Consider the following 17167-nt stretch of genomic DNA (forward strand, 5'->3'; position numbering starts at 1 on the left):
AAAACACAATTAAATATGAAAACTTGTCTCCAACAGGGGGCAGGAGAGCATGAAACCAACGCTTGACGAGGTGGCGGATGTGAGCTTTGGCGAGGACGTTCTCGCGGGGGCGTTCAGCTTCTACATCCGCGCGCTCGATTTCTGGGTTACGCGCGAACTTGAACGGCGCATGGCGCATCTTCCGATCGCGCGCGGCAAGGGCCATATCACCGCCATCCTCGTCATCGACCGAACTGCGGGCGTCACCCCCTCCGAGATTGCGACGCTTCTCATGCGCGACCGTCCCGCCACCGGCCGGATGCTCGACAAAATGGTTTCGGAAGGCCTCCTCGAGCGGCAGCGTGACAATGCGGACCAACGCAGCATAGGCCTCTTCATCACGCCAAAGGGGCGCGAAGTGGCGCAGGAAATTCGGCAGGTCATTCAGGGGCAGGAAGACGAGTTTTACGACTTCATCCCGGCCGAAGAGAGGCAGGAACTGCTTCGCCTGCTGCGCAGCGCCTACGAAGGTTTCCAGCGCAAGGTTCGCGAGCAAGGCTTTGAGCCCGAGGAGCCATAAGGGTTTTTGCGGAACGCACTCGCGGGATGTCCAAACCTTGGGGCAGCGCGGTCGAAACGGCGACGGAATGAGCGAATTGATACTTTCATTGGTCAGTCTGCACCATTGCGAGTGAACAATTGGCGCCACACAAGAAGAGCGGTTCCGATCCTTGGGAGGCTGTAAGCGGCACCTATCGCCGCTCCGGCACGCCGAGAGCTGCGTTCGCCGACGCAGGGACCGTAACGATTTCTATGATTGCAGAGGGAGCCAGATTGCTCCCGAAGCGTAAAGGGGAGCGAAATGACGAAAACTACTGGGTTTGAACTAACGCGCCGCCGTGCGCTGCAGATGATGGGTCTGGCGGGCGCAGCCGCCTTCGCATCGACGACGCTCGGCCATTCGGTCGCCCGTGCCGCAGGCACGGACCAGGAAGGCCGTGTCATCATCGCTTTCACCGGCGAGCCGACGGTCTTCAATCCGCACAAGCCGCATATCGAAGCCGATGAGGCCGTACATGCCGCGCTTTACGACACGCTGGTCGAAATCGACGAAAAGGGTGAATATCACCCGGTTCTCGCCGAAACCGTTCCGACGATCGAAAACGGTGGCATTTCGGCTGACGGCCTGAACTGGACGATCAAGCTGCGTGACGGCGTCAAGTGGCATGACGGCAAGCCGTTCACCGCCGAAGACGTGAAATTCAACATCGAACTGCTCGTCAATCCGGACTTCGCCTCTTGGCGCAAGACCGGTCACGAGCTGGTGCGCGATCTCAAGGTCGTTTCGCCGACCGAACTGACGTTCCGCCTCGAGCGTCCCTATGCGCCCTATGCCGCGATCCTGGCCTCGACGCCGATCATCCCGAAGCATGCCTATGACGGCATCACCAATCTGAACGAAGCGCCGTTCGACCAGTCGCCGATCGGCACCGGTCCGTTCAAGTGGAAGAACCGCATTGCCGGCGACCACGTCGAACTGGAAGCGAACACGGAATATTTTGGAGACGGCCCGCACCTGAAGGGCGCCATCTTCAAGTACATCCCGGACTTCAGCGTCTTCTACACCCAGTTCAAGACCGGCGACTACGATCTCGTCGGCATCCAGTACCTGATGCCCGACGTCTATGAAGAAGCGCGGACGCTGGCGGACAAGAAGGTCGAACTGGTCGGAAACGGCTACGTCGAGTCCATCTCCCTGAACATGAAGAAGCCCCAGTTCCAGGACCCCAAGGTCCGCGAGGCGCTGTATCTCGCCGTTGACAAGGGGGGCATCATCGACGCTCTCTACTACGGCACGATGCGGCCGACCGAGAGCTTCATGCCGCAGGAATCCTTCTACTACAATCCTGACCTTCCCAAGCACGAATTCAATATCGCCAAGGCGAACGAGATCCTCGATGCGGCCGGTTGGGCAAAGGGCGGCGACGGCGTTCGTGCGAAGGATGGCGTACGCCTTGCCTTCACCAACTCCACGACCGCCGGAAACAACCTGCGTGAACAGACGCAGCAGTTCCTGCAGCAGACCTTCAAGGAAATCGGTGTCGAGATGACCATCTCGAACCTGCCGCCTGCTGTCATGTGGGGCGACTACTGGCTGAAGTCCGAGTTCGACAGCGTCATCGTCGGCCTCAACGTCATGACGGGCGCCGACCCCGAATGCTCCGACTACTACAAGTCGACCTCTTCGCCGGCAACGGGTGGCGTCGGCCAGAACACCTGGGTCTATGCCAACCCCAAGGTGGACGAACTCCTCGTCAAGGGCGCAGAGCTGAACGATGCTGCAGAGCGTCTCGCGATCTACCGCGAAATCCAGAGCGAGATCCGCAAGGACCTGCCGTTCCTGCCGCTGTTCCAGTACCAGGCCGTGCGCGGTTACAAGAACGGCCTCGAAGGCATCCGCTACAACATCAACTCGCGCTCCGATACCTGGAACATTCGCGAGTGGCGTTGGGCCAAGGGCTGACAATCGAAAGAATGGGGTGCCGTCACGGCACCCCATGACCGACCGGCACCCGTGAAAGGGTTGTGGTCCCACATAACGGATGCGGCGTGATGATCGCTTTTATACTCGGCAGACTTTGGCAAAGCCTGATCCTGTTGGTTCTGGTTTCCATTATTGGATATTGCGTCCTCAACCTCGCGCCCGGCGGCCCGCTGTCACAGTATTCGCTGATGCCAGGCATGACCAAGGAAGCGCTTGACAGGATCGCCGAGCAGATGGGCCTCAACCGCCCGCTGTACGTGCAATATGTCGATTGGGCCTGGAAGCTCGTTCAGGGCGACTGGGGAAAGTCCTTCCGTGATGGCCGCCCCGTGCTCTCCGTAATCAGCTCCGTCCTGCCGGCGACCCTCTTGCTGATGGTTGGCTCGACCATCATTTCCGTCCTGATCGGCACGGTCATCGGCGTCTACAGCGCCGTGCGCAGCGGCAGCGTATTCGACTACGTCGCAACGGTTCTCGCAATGGTCGCATTGTCGGTCCCGACCTTCTGGTTCGGCCTGATTTCCATCTATGTCTTCTCGGTCAAGCTGGGATGGCTGCCCGCCGGCAACATGATGACGCCGGGCGACGGCTCCGTGTGGGATGTCACCGTGCATCTCATCATGCCGTCCATTGTTCTGGCGCTTGTCAACGTTGCGATCTGGTCGCGCTACATGCGTTCGTCCACGCTGGAAGTGCTCGGGCAGGATTTCATCCGAACCGCGCGCGCCAAGGGCGTCCGGCCGCGCCGTATCCTCGTCAAGCATGTGATGGGCAACGCTCTGCTGCCGATGATTGCGCTTGCCGGAATGCAGCTTCCCGCCCTCATCGGAGGCGCGCTCGTGACCGAAACCGTCTTCACCTGGCCGGGCATGGGCAGGCTTTTCCTCGATAGCCTCGGCTACAACGACTATCCGGTCGTCATGGGCATCCTGATGTTCTCGGCGATCCTCGTGCTGCTCGGTTCCCTTTTGGCGGACATTATCTCCGCCATGATCGACCCGCGTATTCAGCTGAACTGAAGGGTATATTGAATGTCAACGACGACGACCTTCAGCAACAACAATTCCGGCAGCTGGCGGCAATCGCGCGTCCTGCGCCAGTTTCTGCGCAACAAGCTGGCCGTGATCGGCATGCTTATGCTGCTCATTCTGCTCGCAGCATGCTTCATCGGCCCGCATCTGATCGCCTATGACGAGCTTCATATCGATCTGCGCGCCCGCTTCGCCCCGCCGCTTACCGGCGGCCATATCTTTGGCACCGACCCTCTTGGGCGCGATCTTGCCGCACGCCTCTTCCATGCCGGCCAGATCTCGCTGTTCGTCGGCTTTTGCGCGATGATCATCTCCACCGTGATCGGCACGACGATCGGTGTCGTGGCCGGCTACTATGGGCGCTGGGTGGGGGCGGTCCTGATGCGCATCACCGATGCGTTCCTTTCGTTCCCCTCGGTCTTTCTGTTGCTGGCGCTGGCTGCTTTCATCAAGCCGAGCCCGGTCATGATCACCCTGATCATCGCCGTCACCAGCTGGATGGAGCTTGCCCGCATCATCGAGGCTGAAATCAAGTCCCTGCGCGACCGTGAGTTCATCCAGGCGGCCCGTATGCTGGGTCTGCGTGGACGCTGGATCATGTTCCGCGAACTGCTACCCAACGCCATGGGCCCTGTGATCGTGGCCGCGACGCTCACCATCGCGCGTGCCATCCTGCTGGAAGCCTACATCTCCTTCCTTGGTTACGGCATCCAGCCGCCGCTGCCTTCGCTCGGCAACATGTTGAACGGCGCACAGCAATACCTGACCTCGGCGCCGTGGCTTGCCATCGTTCCGGGCATCGCGATCACCATGGCGGTGACGGGCTTCAACTTCATCGGCGATGGCCTGCGCGACGCACTCGATACGCGCAAGGGCTGACGCGCGGCTGCGGCCCTCATCATTCGGCGAAGCGCGGGGAAGGTCTCCTGCGATGCGCCCAACTCTCTCCTGTTAATGCGGAACGATTCCGATGAAGTATTCGGCACTGTCTGTCTTTCTCAATGGCCTGCGCGGCAACACGGCATGGCAGAAAATGTGGCGCGCGCCCGATCCGAAGCCCCAGTACGATGTCATCATCATCGGCGGCGGCGGCCACGGCCTTGCGACGGCCTACTATCTGGCCAAGAACCACGGCATCACCAACGTCGCGGTGATCGAGAAGTCGTATATCGGCTCAGGCAATGTCGGCCGCAACACGACGATCATTCGCTCGAACTATCTGCTCGAGGGCAACAATCCGTTCTACGAACTGTCCCTAAAACTCTGGGAAGGGCTCGAGCAGGATTTCAACTACAATGCCATGATCTCCCAGCGCGGCATTCTGAACCTCGTCCACAATGACGGACAGCGCGACGCGGCGATGCGGCGCGGCAATGCCATGCGCCTGCACGGCGTGGACGCCGAATATTTCGACAAGGAAGCGGTGCGCCGCTTCGCGCCATATCTCGACGTGGATCAGTCGCGTTTCCCCATCGTCGGCGGACTGTTCCAGCCCCGCGCCGGCACGGTTCGTCACGACGCCGTCGCCTGGGGGTTTGCCCGTGGCGCGGATAGCCGCGGCGTCGATATCATCCAGAACTGCGAAGTGACGGGTCTCCGTCGCGAAGGCGGCCGTGTCGTCGGCGTCGAGACCACCAGGGGCTTCATCGGCGCGCGCAAGGTTGCGATGGCCGCCGCCGGCAACTCGTCCCGCGTCGCCGAGATGGCCGGCCTGAAGCTGCCCATCGAGACGCACGTGCTGCAGGCCTTCGTCTCCGAAGGCATCAAGCCGTTCATCGACAGCGTCATCACCTATTCGATGGGTCACTTCTACATTTCGCAATCGGACAAGGGCGGCCTCGTCTTCGGCGGCGACATCGACATGTACAATTCCTACGCCCAGCGCGGGAACCTTTCCATGGTCGAACACGTGGCCGAAGCGGGCAAGACGATGATCCCGCGCCTGTCACGGATGCGCTACCTGCGCAGCTGGGGCGGCGTCATGGACATGTCGATGGACGGTTCACCAATCATCGACAAGACGCCCGTGGAAAACCTCTTCATCAACTGCGGCTGGTGTTACGGCGGCTTCAAGGCGACGCCGGCGTCCGGCTGGTGCTATGCGCATCTCATCGCCAACGACGCGCCGCATCCCCTGACGCGCCAGATGCGTCTGGACCGCTTCGCGCGTGGCAACATGCTCGACGAAGAAGGCTCCGGCCCCACCCCCAATCGTCACTGAAATTCCGTGGAGTAACCGAACATGGCGAGTCTTATCGACTGCCCGCATTGCGGCAAGCGGCCGCGCGAGGAATTCACGACGCTGGGCAGCGCCGTCACGCGCCCGTCGCCGTCTGCGGATTCCGAAACCTGGACGGACTATGTCTACCTGCGTGACAACCCGCGCGGCATGCATGACGAGTTCTGGCATCATGCCGATGGCTGCCGTCGCTGGATCGTGGTCAGCCGCAACACCTTCACCCATGAATTCGGCGGCACGCGCGACGCAGCAGGTATCGCGCCGATGATCAGCCCCACTGAAAAGACAAGCCAGAAATGACACCGTATCGTCTGTCCACCGGCGGGTTGATCGACCGCAAGCGCCCGGTCTCCTTTACATTTGACGGCAAGCAGTATGAGGGTTTCGCGGGCGATACGCTCGCCTCCGCCCTGCTTGCCAATGGCGTGAGCCTGATGGGGCGCAGCTTCAAGTATCACCGCCCGCGCGGCGTGATGACGGCGGGCGCTGCCGAGCCGAATGCGCTGATGGAAATCGGCACGGGCGGCCGGCGCGAACCCAACACGCGCGCCACCATGCAGGAAATCTATCCCGACCTGCATGCGACAAGCCAGAACCGCTGGCCGTCGCTGGACTTCGACATTGGCGCCGCCAACAGCCTGCTCTCGCCATTCCTGAGTGCCGGCTTCTATTACAAGACCTTCATGTGGCCGAAGTCCTTCTGGGAAAAAGTCTACGAGCCCTTCATCCGCAAGGCGGCCGGCCTCGGCCGGATTGCCGAAGAAGCGGATCCGGACACCTATGGCAAGGCCTGGCTGCATTGCGACCTTCTGGTCGCCGGCTCCGGCCCCGCCGGCCTTGCCGCCGCACTCGCCGCGGGCCGAGCGGGCGCGAAGGTCGTCATCGTGGACGAGCATGCGATTGCAGGTGGGCATCTGGTCGATACGCGTGAAGTGGTCGACGGCAAGTCGGCGCAAGCCTTCGTCGAAGATGCCGTCGCCGAGTTGCGCGGGCTTCCCAACGTGACCTTCAAGACGCGCACGACGGCGCTCGCCTGGTATGACGACAACGTCGTTGCATTGGTCGAACGCAAGCAGAAGCATGTCGCGGCTCCGGAGGCCAACCGGGCCGTCGAAATCCTGTGGCGTGTCGCTGCGGGCCACGTCATCATGGCGACGGGTGCGGAAGAACGACCGCTCGTTTTTGCGGGTAACGACGTTCCGGGCGTGATGCTGGCAAGCGCCATGCGGCGCTACCTGAACCGCTTCGGCGTCGCCGTCGGCCGCAACATTGCGATCTTCACGAACAACGACAGCGCCTATGCCTTGGCTGCCGAAGCGGAAGCCTCGGGCATCACCGTCGCGGCCATCATCGACACGCGCTCCACGGCTCCGAGCTGGACCGGCCGCGCACGTGTGTTGACAGGTTCCGAGATCATCGCGACGCAGGGCGGCAAGGCCCTGAAATCGGTGACCGTCCGCACGGGCGCAAAGGAAGAGACCCTTTCGGTCGATGCGCTCGCCATGTCCGGCGGCTTCTCGCCGATCGTGCATCTCGCCTGCCAGCGGCAGCAGAAACCGGTATGGAACGAGGACCTGCAAGCCTTCCTCGCACCGGACACCAACGGCGCACTGACGCCTGCCGGTAGCGTCGCCGGTGCCTATTCCAGCCAGCAGGCTTTCAACGACGGCGCAGACAAGGCTGTTGAAGCGCTCACCCGCCTTGGCTTTGACGCTGCAACGCCCGCAGCCGATTTCGCGGACAAGACACCCGGCAATCCGTCCGGCCTCTGGCTCCCCGGCGACGTCAAGGGCAAGGCATTCATCGACTACCAGAACGACGTGCACTACAAGGACATCGGCCTTGCCGTTCGGGAAGGCTTCGACCATGTGGAACTGGCCAAGCGCTACACCACGAACGGCATGGCGACCGATCAGGGCAAACTGTCCAACATCAATGCGATCGCGTTGATCGCCCGTGCCCGTGGCTGCTCGATCGCCGAAGTCGGCACCACGACCTACCGGCCGTTCTATACCCCGGTCAGCTTCGCAACCCTCAGTGGAACCCACTACGGCACGCACTTCGCGCCGGTTCGTAGCTCCCCCCTGCATGCATGGTCGCTCGCCCGTGGCGGCGAGATGGTCGATGCCGGTCTCTGGTATCGCCCGATGTACTACAAGCAGGCTGGCGACACCGACATGATGGCGTCGATCAACCGCGAAGTGCTTGCGGTGCGCGCCGGCGCCGGCATCTGTGACGTATCGACCCTCGGCAAGATCGAGGTCACCGGTCCCGATGCGGCCAAGTTCCTCGACCTTCTCTACTGCAACGACTTCGGAAAGCTCGCGGTCGGCCGTGCGCGCTACGGCTTCATGCTGCGCGAGGACGGTATCCCGTTCGACGATGGCACGACGTCGCGCCTTGGCGAAAACGTCTACTTCATGACGACGACGACGGCTTACGCCGGCCCCGTCCTCGCTCATATGGAGTTCTGCCATCAGCAGCACTGGCCGGACCTCGACGTACGGTTCGTGTCCGTGTCCGACCAGTGGGCGCAGATGGCGATCGCTGGCCCCCGCGCGCGCGAAATCCTTGCGTCGCTAGTGGATGAAGACATCTCGGAAGAGGTCTTCCCGTTCCTCAGCGCAAAGGAAGTCACACTCGGCTCCGGCGTGGTCAACGCACGCCTGTTCCGCATTTCGTTCTCGGGTGAACTGGCCTTCGAAATCGCGGTGCCGGCAGGGTATGGACCGTCCGTCGCTGACGCCATCGTTGCCGCGGGCGCTATTCCCTATGGCGTCGAAGCGCTGAACACGATGCGCCTGGAGAAAGGTTACATCACGCACGCCGAGATGAACGGCATGGTCACGGTCGCCGATCTCGGCTTCGACAGGATGGTTTCCCGTCGCAAGGATGATTTCGTCGGCAAGCACATGTTCGGCCGTGAAGGTCTCGTGCGCGAAAACCGAGAGCAGTTGGTCGGCGTTCGCGCGCTGAAAGCGGAAGACCGGTTCACCGCAGGCGCACATGTCCTGAAGATCGGCGATCAGGTGTCGCTCGAAAACGACCAGGGCTATGTCACGTCGTCCGTCTGGTCGCCGGTCGTGAAGGGCTATATCGGCCTCGCGCTGGTCAAGGGTGGCCGCAACCGTATCGGCGAAAAGGTCCGCGTGTGGAACGCCCTTCTGGGAACGGACGTCGAGGCCGTGATCTGCAGTACCGACCACCTCGCCGAAGCCAATGGGGGCAAGAATGCTTAAGCTAGAACGAACGGATCCGCTGCCTTCGGGGAAGTTGGCCAGCATCCATGGCCTGACACTGGGCTGGGAGCCACGGGCGCGCATAACGCATGTCAGTCAGTCGGCTACAGCATCGCCGGCCTTCATCGGCCTGGATTGCCGGCCGATTGCGCCGGGCCAGTTTTATGTCGTCGGCGACGTCCCCGCGACGACTGACCCATCGGTCACGCTGACGGACCAGTCCCATGGCAGCGTGCTTCTGCACCTGAAGGGCGAAAAGAGCGAAGTCGTCCTGTCGTCCCTGTCCGGTGCGAACCTGGCGGCCGAAGACTTTGCGCGGCGCGGGGCCATCCAGACGCGGCTCGGCCACCTGTCGGTCAATGTGAAGCGGACACCGGATGGATTCTCCATCATCGCGCCGCGCAGTTTCGTGCAGTCGATCTGGGATGACATCGAAAGCGCGATGCGTATCTTCGGCTAGCATCAAGCCGAGGCGGCGCCCCGCCACGAAAGGGCAGGGCGGTTGCGCCCTGTGCTCAATGCCTGCACGCACGCAGGACAATGAATTTTCTTTGTTTCAAACCGCGAGCAGATGGCTCCAGACCAGATCGCACGACGTGGTTGCGTGCAGGACGAAAACGGTCCTCCCAGACCGGAACGAAAACTGGAATGACCATCAGCGCCATCAACAGGAGTTACTATGTCTGGTTCCTTCAACGATGAGAACAAAGCCAGCATCGAGACCATCGCGGTCCATGCCGGCGAATACATCGATCCTGCAACGCGGTCTTCTTCACCCAATCTGGTGATGTCGGCAACTTTTGCTCCTACTGCCGTCGCATCCTTCTCCGCTCTCGAGCTGGGCGGGTACAACGGCCATGTCTACGGCCGTGTTTCGAGCCCGACCGTGCAGCAGCTCGAGGAAAAGCTCGCAGCACTCGACGGCGCTGAAACGTGCCGTGTCTTTGCCTCCGGCATTGCTGCGGCCCACGCCCTGATCATGTCGCGGCTGTCGTCCGGCGATCATCTGATCTTCCCGGAAGTTACCTATGTCGGCACGGCGGAATTTGCGCGCAACACGCTGCCACGCTTCGGTGTAGAGGTCACTTTTGTCGATACGGCGGACCTTCAGGCCGTCGAGGACGCCATCCGCCCGAACACGAAGATGGTCTGGCTGGAGACGCCGGCCAATCCGACCATGAAGCTCGCGGATGTCGAAGCTGTTGCCGCGCTCGCCCACAGCAAGGGTGTACGCGACGTTGCCGTGGATGCCACCTTCTGCTCGCCCATCGGCATGCGTCCGCTGGAACTGGGCTGCGATTTCGTCGTCCATTCGCTGACGAAGTACATCAATGGTCATGGCGATGCCATGGGCGGGGCGGTGCTCGGCCGCAAGGACGACATGGACAAGATGTCGATGGAAGCGACCGTGCACTACGGCGGCATCCTGTCGCCGTTCAACGCCTGGCTCATCCTGCGCGGTGCTGCGACGCTGCCAATGCGCATGGCGGCGCATGAAAAGAGCGCGCTGGAAGTAGGCCGGTTCCTCGAAGGGCATCCGGCCGTCAAGCGCGTCTTCTATCCGGGCCTCGAATCCCATCCGCAGCACGATCTTGCCAAGCGTCAGATGAAGAATTTCTCGGGCATGATGTCGTTCCAGACGCACGAAGGCGGCGATGCAATCGCTGCCCGAATGATCGAGGAACTCAAGATCGTGCACTATGCCGTGTCGCTGGGTCACCATCGCTCGCTCGTCTGCTGGATCCCGTCCGAACAGATCCTGCGCTCGACCTATCTCTTCGAAGGCGATGCCCTGGCGCGCTGGAACGACTATGTCGGCGACGGCATCTTCCGTCTGTCGGTTGGCGTCGAAAACGGCGCGGACATTTGCGCCGATCTCGCACGCGCGCTCTGAAAGCACGTGGATATCGGTGCCCTCGTTTCCGATATCCACCACCATCGCGCTCCGTCGGAGCCCGGAAGCCCCGCTGGCGGGTGGGCCTTTCGGCGGGAGCGGCAGTCATTGCTGCCGCTCCCGGCTGATTTTCCATGTCTGATCTTCGGCTGCGTGTTCCGTTTCAAACTTTGATGAAGCGCCGTAGCACTACTCCAAGGAAGCAACGATGAGCCACTACATCTTGACTGTTACCAGCCCCACTGCGCGCGGAATCGTCGCTGCGATTTCGGGTTATCTGGCCAATTCAGGCTGCAACATTACCGATTCCATGCAGTTCGACGACACGGTGACGGGCCGCTTCTTCATGCGCGTCAGCTTCAACAGCGAAGAGGGTGCCGATCTCCAGAGCTTGCAGAAAGGCTTCAAGCCCGTTGCCGCTCCTTTCCACATGGACTGGGCGATCCACGAAGACGGAACGAAGATGAAGGTGCTGCTGATGGTGTCGCGCTTCGGCCATTGCCTGAACGACCTGCTCTACCGCTGGAAGATCGGCGCGCTGCCGATCGACATCGTCGGCGTCGTGTCGAACCACTTCGACTACCAGAAGGTCATCGTCAACCACGACATCCCCTTCCACCACATCAAGGTGACGAAGGAGAACAAGCCGCAGGCCGAAGCGCGCCTGATGGAGGTGGTGGAACAGTCCGGCGCCGAACTGATCGTGCTCGCCCGCTACATGCAGGTTCTGTCGGATGCGGTGTGCAAGAAGATGTCGGGGCGGATCATCAACATCCACCACTCGTTCCTGCCGTCGTTCAAGGGTGCCAACCCGTACAAGCAGGCCTTCGAGCGTGGCGTGAAGCTGATCGGTGCGACGGCGCACTATGTCACCGAAGACCTCGACGAGGGTCCGATCATCGAGCAGGACGTGGCGCGCATCACGCATGCGCAGTCGGCGGAGGACTATGTCTCGATCGGCCGCGATGTGGAGAGCCAGGTTCTGGCGCGCGCCGTGCATGCGCATATCCACCACCGCACCTTCATGAACGGCAACAAGACCATCGTCTTCCCGCCGAGCCCCGGCAGCTACGCGTCCGAGCGCATGGGATGACCGGCATCCGGTGAGGCAGCCGCCTGCCGGTGCCGAACTCGACGCGCAAAACGGCCTGTCTACGAACCGTCCCCGGAAAGCAGGTGGAGCCGCGCAATCTCGCGATGCGCGGCTCCGTCTTGTTTGTCAGCTATCCGGTCAGGCCGGGAGCTGGAAGTAGGCGTTGGCGGCGAGGACGACGGCGAGGCCGGCGGCGAGCGCTGCATAGGGCAGGAGGCCGGCTTTCTTGACGCCCAGATCCTGGCCGACGAGACCGAGGTCTTCCATGGCGCCGGCCGGGAACTTTCCGCCGTCACGCACATAGTGGCGATAGGCGAAGACCGGCAGGATCAGGGCGGCGAAGATGAAGCCGACCCAGAGCGCGTTGGAGTAACCCCAGACCTTTGCGCCGGCGCCGAGGAACAGCGCGTTGACGAAGGCGAGAACGGTGTTGAGGCCGATCAGCCAGGTCGGTGCTTTCCAGGGACGCGGGATATGGCCGGAATCCATGCGGTGGATCCAGCCGGCATTGAGGTTGAGGAAGTTGAAGATGATGTAACCGACATTGGAGACGGCCAGCACGAAGAAGTAACCGGCCACGTCGGAGGCGATGGCGAGCAGGATGAGGTTGAAGGCGAAGTCGGTCCACATGGCGCGGGTTGGCGCGCCGTGTTCGTTGACGTGGTCGAGATACTTCGGCAGCCAGCCATCCTTCGAGCCCTGATAGAGGGTGCGCGACGATCCGGCCATTGCGGTCATGATGGCGAGGAACAGCGCCATGATCATCAGGAGAACGAGGATCTGCGTGACGATCTGGCCGCCATGGACGAGGCTGGCCAGCGCTTCCGCGACACCTGTGCCATCGACGATGCCGGGGGCGAGCATGCCCGCATGGCCGAGAACGCCCTGGAAGGTGAAGGGAATGAGGAAGAAGAACAGGCAGCAGAGAAGGCCGGAATAGAAGATCGCCTTGAACGTATCGGTTTTCGGGTTCTTCAGTTCGCGGGTGTAGCAGACGGCGGTTTCAAAGCCGTAAGTCGACCAGGCGGCGATATAGAGACCGCCGAGGAACAGCGTCCAGCCGCCATTGCTCCACACACCGTCGATGCCGGAATAACCGGCCGTCGGCGGAACGAGGTTGGTGACGTTGGCGCTGTCGATCTGGCCGGAGAAGATCGGGTACAGGCCGATGACCAGGAGCGGCAGCAGGACGATGAGGGCGAGCCATTTCTGGACGTTTGCCGTTCCCTGGATGCCGCGATGCTGGATCGCGAAGATGACCAGCATCAGGATGCCGCCGATGACGAAGGTGGCGTTGAGGTTTGCCGTGGCAAGGAACGGAATGTCGAAGGTGAGCAGCGACCAGTTGCGGATCGCCGGTGTCAGCGCCGCAACGGCATCGGTCGACAGCAGGGCCGAGATGGCATCCTGCGGTGTCTTGCCGGCATTGGCGGCAAGCCATTCGACGACGCGCGGGCTTTCCGCCGTCAACGTTGCCATATTGGCGGTGACCCATTCCACGACGGCCGGGGACGTGGCGCCGGGAATGGGGAACAGCGCATTGAGGATATAGCCCGCCGCGATGGCGCAGCCGAGCGACAGCACCGGCGACCAGGCGAACCAGTTGCACCACACCGAGAGCGGCGCGATGAATTTCGAATAACGCAGCCAGGCGGTGGCGCCATAGATCGAGGCGCCACCCGATTTGTTGCCGAACATGCCGGCGATTTCGGCGTAGGTGAAGGATTGCAGGAAGCCCATCACCATGGAAATGATCCAGACTACGAAGGCGAGCTTGCCCGTCGTGCCTGCAATGCCGCCGATGGAAAACAGCACGAGCGGGGGCACGCCGGCGGCGACCCAGAATGCCCCTTTCCAGTCCAGCGCACGAATCAACCCCGTGCCCGAGGCAGCCGATCCCTCGGTCTCAACGATAGATGCCATAAACAGTCTCCTCGACCAGTTTTTGCCGTGAAGCGCGTTTGCGCGCGTCCCCATGAATGATGGTTCTCGCTGCGGTGTCTTCGCTGGATGGCGCCTGCGTTTTCGCAGTGTCACCACCTGTTCCCGTTTGCAATTTCGCGACCGCAACTTATTCTCATAGTGAATTTTTTTTCTTCTGGGTCAAGTCTCTCTTTACTTTTCGGGGCCTCCCGTAGGATAGTTTTGCCATATTGCCGGTGCATAAAGCGGCCCCTCCAGGGCAACGAAACGACCGTGCATTGGGTGGGAGCTGAGATGGACACGTCCGGACGATTTGCAGGCATCCTGATGCCGCCAAGACCGAGCACCATTCTGCGGCCGGGCATGCCGGCGCTGCCGGCCGGCGTCGAGCGCTACCGTGTCAAGGGACGTGGTACGACGGTGGTCAAGGTCACAGCTGGCGACCGGGTCGTCATCAAGGACGTCGAAGGCGGACAACTCTGTGAAGTGAGCTTCGTCGATGCCGGCGGCCGGTTCAACGCAGCGGGCCTCGGCATCGCGTTTTCGCGATCCGCTGATGGTCTTCAGGAAATTCTCGGGCGGGATGAGGACAGTGCGCGGCGGACGCTTGCCGCATTGAAACGGCGCAATGTCGACCCTGCGGGCGCGCAGGCGCTGGTCCTGTTCGGGGAAAGCTCCTCGCCAGGTGCCTCGGCCGAATTGGCGATCGCACTGGACGGCCTGCTGATCGTCGCAGCTCCGGCGCCACCGATGGACGCGGAAGCACAGAACACCGCGACTGCGCTCGAGCTACGCGTCATCCGCTCGACGATTGAACGCGCTTACGAGCAAATGCTGCCCGAGCCGATGGCCGATCCGATACAGGATCTGCGCATTCAGGCAGCGCGCGCTTCGGCCTATTTCGTGCGGGCCGGCGAGTTCATCCAGATCATCGATGTTTCAGGCCGGCAGTGCACGGATTTCCAGGCTTTTTCGGCCCGCAAGGTCGACAAGGGGCTGGATCTCGCGCTCGATGCGACGGTGACGCGCACGCTTCTCGGACGTAGCTACCCGATGCCCGGCCTGCCATCGAAGGCATTCGACCGGGATTTCGAGCCGCTGGTGGAGATCGTGCAGGATACGGTCGGGCGCCACGATGCCTTCGCCACTGCCTGCAACTCGCGCTACTACGACGACATGGGTTATCCGGGGCATGTCAACTGCACGGATAACTTCAACCATGCGCTGGCGCCCTATGGCATTGCGCCGCGCAAGGGCTGGGAAGCGCTCAACTACTTCTACAACACCAATGTCGACCATCATAACCAGCTCTATCTCGACGAGCCCTGGTCGCGGCCGGGCGACTATGTGCTGATGCGGGCGCTGACCGATCTCGTCTGCGTCTCCTCGTCCTGTCCTGATGATATCGATGCGGCGAATGGCTGGGATCCGACCGACATCCATGTCCGCACCTATTCGGACAAGGAGACATTCTCGCGCGCCGTCGCCATCCGAATGACCCCCGATGCAGAGCCCGAAATGACCCAGGAAACCGCCTTCCATCCCCGCTTCTCAGGCCTGACCCGCAACCATGTGGAATATCGCGGCTACTGGTTGCCGAACCGCTTCAACAATGAAGGGGCGATCGAGGAATACTGGGCCTGCCGCGAAAATGCCGTGGTGATGGACCTATCGCCGCTCAGGAAATTCGAGGTGACGGGACCGGACGCGGAGGCGCTGCTGCAATATTGCGTCACCCGCGATATCCGTAAGCTGTCGCCCGGACAGGTGGTCTACACGGCCATGTGCTACGAGAACGGCGGTATGATCGACGACGGCACGGTGTTCCGGCTCGGCCAGAACAATTTCCGCTGGATCGGCGGCGATGACGTCAGCGGCATCTGGCTGCGCGAGCAAGCGGAGAAAATGGGCTACAAGGCCTGGGTGCGCTCCTCCACCGACCAGATGCACAACCTCGCCGTCCAGGGGCCGAAGAGCCGCGAGATCATCAAGGAGATCATCTGGACGGCACCGGCGCAGCCGTCGATCGGCGAGCTCGAATGGTTCCGCTTCGCGGTCGGCCGCATCGGTCATTTCGAAGGCGCGCCGGTCGTCGTTTCGCGCACCGGCTATACGGGCGAGCTCGGTTACGAAATCTTCTGTCATCCGAAGGATGCCCTTGCCGTGTTCGATGCGGTCTGGGAGGCTGGCCAGAAGCGCGGGCTGAGGCCGATGGGACTGGAAGCGCTCGACATGGTGCGCATCGAGGCCGGGCTGGTGTTCGCCCACTATGACTTCTCCGACCAGACCGACCCCTTCGAGGCCGGCATCGGCTTCACCGTGCCGCTGAAGTCGAAGACCGAGGATTTCATCGGCCGCGAGGCGCTGATCAAGCGCAAGGAGAACCCGCGCTACAAGCTGGTCGGCCTCGATATCGACGCCAACGACGCCGTCGGCCACGGCGACACGGTGCATATCGGTCGGGCACAGGTGGGCGTGGTTACCAGTTCGACGCGTTCACCGCTTCTGAAGAAGACGATCGCGCTGGCGCGGATGGATGTGCTCCATTCGGAAATCGGCACCGACGTCGAGATCGGCAAACTGGACGGCCAGCAGAAGCGGCTCCCGGCGAAGATCGTGCCGTTTGCCCATTACGATCCGCAGAAGCTCAAGCCGCGATCGTAGCGTCTAGAGTTTCAGAAGGCGCACGCTCCTCGCGGGAACGACTGCGAGGATGAGGACGGTATCTGCCGCCGCCTCGTAGAGAATGATGTGGCTCTGATGCGTGTGCCGCCGCACACGCTCGCCGATCGATGGGACGAGCCTGCCCATCTGTGGACGCGACGCTATCAACTGAAAACAGCGTACCAGTTCATCCTTGTAGCGACGGGCCTGGGTGAGGCCGAACATCTCGATGCCATCGAGAAACAGGGAGAGCAAGTCATCTTCGGCACGCTCCGTCAGCGTGTAGCTAGTCACGCACAACGCCTCTTGCTCTGGCAAGGCGCTCCGCATTTTCGAAGATCTCGTCGATGCTTTGCTTGCCGGGCCCGCTCGACCGGGATTCCAGAACGATCTGGCGCAAGTCGTCGATGGTCAGTTCCTGATCTCTGCGGGAACGATCGCGGCGCACGAGATCGCGCACATAATCGCTGGTACTCGCGTACTCGCCCTTGCTGATCTGGGCTTCGATCCATTCTTTCATGGGGTCGGGCAGGGATATGGTCATGGTCGCCATGTGGATA

The 17167-nt window shown here is 61.8% G+C and carries 14 protein-coding genes; 11 read left to right on the forward strand and 3 right to left on the reverse strand.

Translation table 11 applies throughout. The annotated features are described in order from the left end of the window. Nucleotides 1-49: 49 nt before the first annotated feature. The 10 genes from MUO32_RS03895 to purU all read left to right on the forward strand — a co-directional run bounded on the left by MUO32_RS03895 (nt 50) and on the right by purU (nt 12020). Complete coding sequence (locus MUO32_RS03895; RefSeq protein ID WP_257946912.1) at nt 50-559, forward strand: MarR family winged helix-turn-helix transcriptional regulator; 510 nt, start codon at nt 50-52, stop codon at nt 557-559. A 282-nt stretch (nt 560-841) separates the two neighbouring features. Beyond that, nucleotides 842-2503, forward strand: coding sequence for a peptide ABC transporter substrate-binding protein (locus tag MUO32_RS03900; RefSeq protein WP_257946913.1), 1662 nt, complete (start codon nt 842-844; stop codon nt 2501-2503). A gap of 89 nt (nt 2504-2592) precedes the next feature. After that, complete coding sequence (locus MUO32_RS03905) at nt 2593-3543, forward strand: ABC transporter permease (protein ID WP_257946914.1); 951 nt, start codon at nt 2593-2595, stop codon at nt 3541-3543. A 12-nt stretch (nt 3544-3555) separates the two neighbouring features. After that, nucleotides 3556-4434 (forward strand): ABC transporter permease, encoded by an 879-nt coding sequence (locus MUO32_RS03910; RefSeq protein WP_257946915.1) that lies wholly within the window; start codon nt 3556-3558, stop codon nt 4432-4434. Nucleotides 4435-4525: 91 nt separating this feature from the next. Beyond that, complete coding sequence (locus MUO32_RS03915) at nt 4526-5776, forward strand: sarcosine oxidase subunit beta family protein (RefSeq protein ID WP_257946916.1); 1251 nt, start codon at nt 4526-4528, stop codon at nt 5774-5776. Nucleotides 5777-5797: 21 nt separating this feature from the next. Then, on the forward strand, nt 5798-6094 hold the full coding sequence (locus MUO32_RS03920) for a sarcosine oxidase subunit delta (protein WP_257946917.1): 297 nt from the start codon (nt 5798-5800) through the stop codon (nt 6092-6094). Further along, nucleotides 6091-9033: a sarcosine oxidase subunit alpha family protein gene (locus tag MUO32_RS03925; protein ID WP_257946918.1), complete on the forward strand. Its 2943-nt coding sequence runs from the start codon at nt 6091-6093 to the stop codon at nt 9031-9033. The genes MUO32_RS03920 and MUO32_RS03925 overlap by 4 nt, the downstream gene beginning before the upstream one ends. Then, complete coding sequence (locus tag MUO32_RS03930) at nt 9026-9493, forward strand: hypothetical protein (RefSeq protein ID WP_257946919.1); 468 nt, start codon at nt 9026-9028, stop codon at nt 9491-9493. Before MUO32_RS03925 ends, MUO32_RS03930 begins: the two co-directional genes overlap by 8 nt. A 219-nt stretch (nt 9494-9712) precedes the next feature. After that, nucleotides 9713-10927 carry a PLP-dependent aspartate aminotransferase family protein gene (locus tag MUO32_RS03935; protein ID WP_257946920.1) on the forward strand — a complete coding sequence of 405 codons (1215 nt, stop codon included), beginning with the start codon at nt 9713-9715 and terminating at the stop codon, nt 10925-10927. Between the two features lie 208 nt (nt 10928-11135). After that, nucleotides 11136-12020, forward strand: coding sequence for a formyltetrahydrofolate deformylase (gene purU / locus MUO32_RS03940; RefSeq protein WP_257946921.1), 885 nt, complete (start codon nt 11136-11138; stop codon nt 12018-12020). 138 nt (nt 12021-12158) lie between these two features. Here the strand turns inward: purU and MUO32_RS03945 are convergent, their stop codons facing one another. Then, nucleotides 12159-13943, reverse strand: coding sequence for an APC family permease (locus MUO32_RS03945; protein ID WP_257946922.1), 1785 nt, complete (start codon nt 13941-13943; stop codon nt 12159-12161). Between the two features lie 294 nt (nt 13944-14237). Here MUO32_RS03945 and MUO32_RS03950 point away from each other — a divergent pair, with 294 nt between their 5' ends. Next, nucleotides 14238-16607 carry a DUF1989 domain-containing protein gene (locus tag MUO32_RS03950; RefSeq protein WP_374708585.1) on the forward strand — a complete coding sequence of 790 codons (2370 nt, stop codon included), beginning with the start codon at nt 14238-14240 and terminating at the stop codon, nt 16605-16607. Nucleotides 16608-16610: 3 nt separating this feature from the next. Here the strand turns inward: MUO32_RS03950 and MUO32_RS03955 are convergent, their stop codons facing one another. Then, nucleotides 16611-16901, reverse strand: coding sequence for a type II toxin-antitoxin system RelE/ParE family toxin (locus MUO32_RS03955; RefSeq protein ID WP_257946923.1), 291 nt, complete (start codon nt 16899-16901; stop codon nt 16611-16613). Beyond that, entirely contained in the window at nt 16894-17160 is a 267-nt protein-coding gene (locus MUO32_RS03960) for a type II toxin-antitoxin system ParD family antitoxin (protein WP_257946924.1), read from the reverse strand. Before MUO32_RS03960 ends, MUO32_RS03955 begins: the two co-directional genes overlap by 8 nt. Between the last annotated feature and the right edge of the window lie 7 nt (nt 17161-17167).

Origin of the sequence: Shinella sp. CPCC 101442 (assembly GCF_024704725.1) — a bacterium.
Lineage (GTDB): Bacteria > Pseudomonadota > Alphaproteobacteria > Rhizobiales > Rhizobiaceae > Shinella.

Bases quoted from the DNA above. Each gene is read 5' to 3' on its own strand.
- MUO32_RS03895 (WP_257946912.1), top strand. From the start codon at position 50: ATGAAACCAACGCTTGACGAGGTGGCGGATGTGAGCTTTGGCGAGGAC.
- MUO32_RS03900 (WP_257946913.1), top strand. From the start codon at position 842: ATGACGAAAACTACTGGGTTTGAACTAACGCGCCGCCGTGCGCTGCAG.
- MUO32_RS03905 (WP_257946914.1), top strand. From the start codon at position 2,593: ATGATCGCTTTTATACTCGGCAGACTTTGGCAAAGCCTGATCCTGTTG.
- MUO32_RS03910 (WP_257946915.1), top strand. From the start codon at position 3,556: ATGTCAACGACGACGACCTTCAGCAACAACAATTCCGGCAGCTGGCGG.
- MUO32_RS03915 (WP_257946916.1), top strand. From the start codon at position 4,526: ATGAAGTATTCGGCACTGTCTGTCTTTCTCAATGGCCTGCGCGGCAAC.
- MUO32_RS03920 (WP_257946917.1), top strand. From the start codon at position 5,798: ATGGCGAGTCTTATCGACTGCCCGCATTGCGGCAAGCGGCCGCGCGAG.
- MUO32_RS03925 (WP_257946918.1), top strand. From the start codon at position 6,091: ATGACACCGTATCGTCTGTCCACCGGCGGGTTGATCGACCGCAAGCGC.
- MUO32_RS03930 (WP_257946919.1), top strand. From the start codon at position 9,026: ATGCTTAAGCTAGAACGAACGGATCCGCTGCCTTCGGGGAAGTTGGCC.
- MUO32_RS03935 (WP_257946920.1), top strand. From the start codon at position 9,713: ATGTCTGGTTCCTTCAACGATGAGAACAAAGCCAGCATCGAGACCATC.
- purU (WP_257946921.1), top strand. From the start codon at position 11,136: ATGAGCCACTACATCTTGACTGTTACCAGCCCCACTGCGCGCGGAATC.
- MUO32_RS03945 (WP_257946922.1), bottom strand. From the start codon at position 13,943: ATGGCATCTATCGTTGAGACCGAGGGATCGGCTGCCTCGGGCACGGGG.
- MUO32_RS03950 (WP_374708585.1), top strand. From the start codon at position 14,238: ATGGACACGTCCGGACGATTTGCAGGCATCCTGATGCCGCCAAGACCG.
- MUO32_RS03960 (WP_257946924.1), bottom strand. From the start codon at position 17,160: ATGGCGACCATGACCATATCCCTGCCCGACCCCATGAAAGAATGGATC.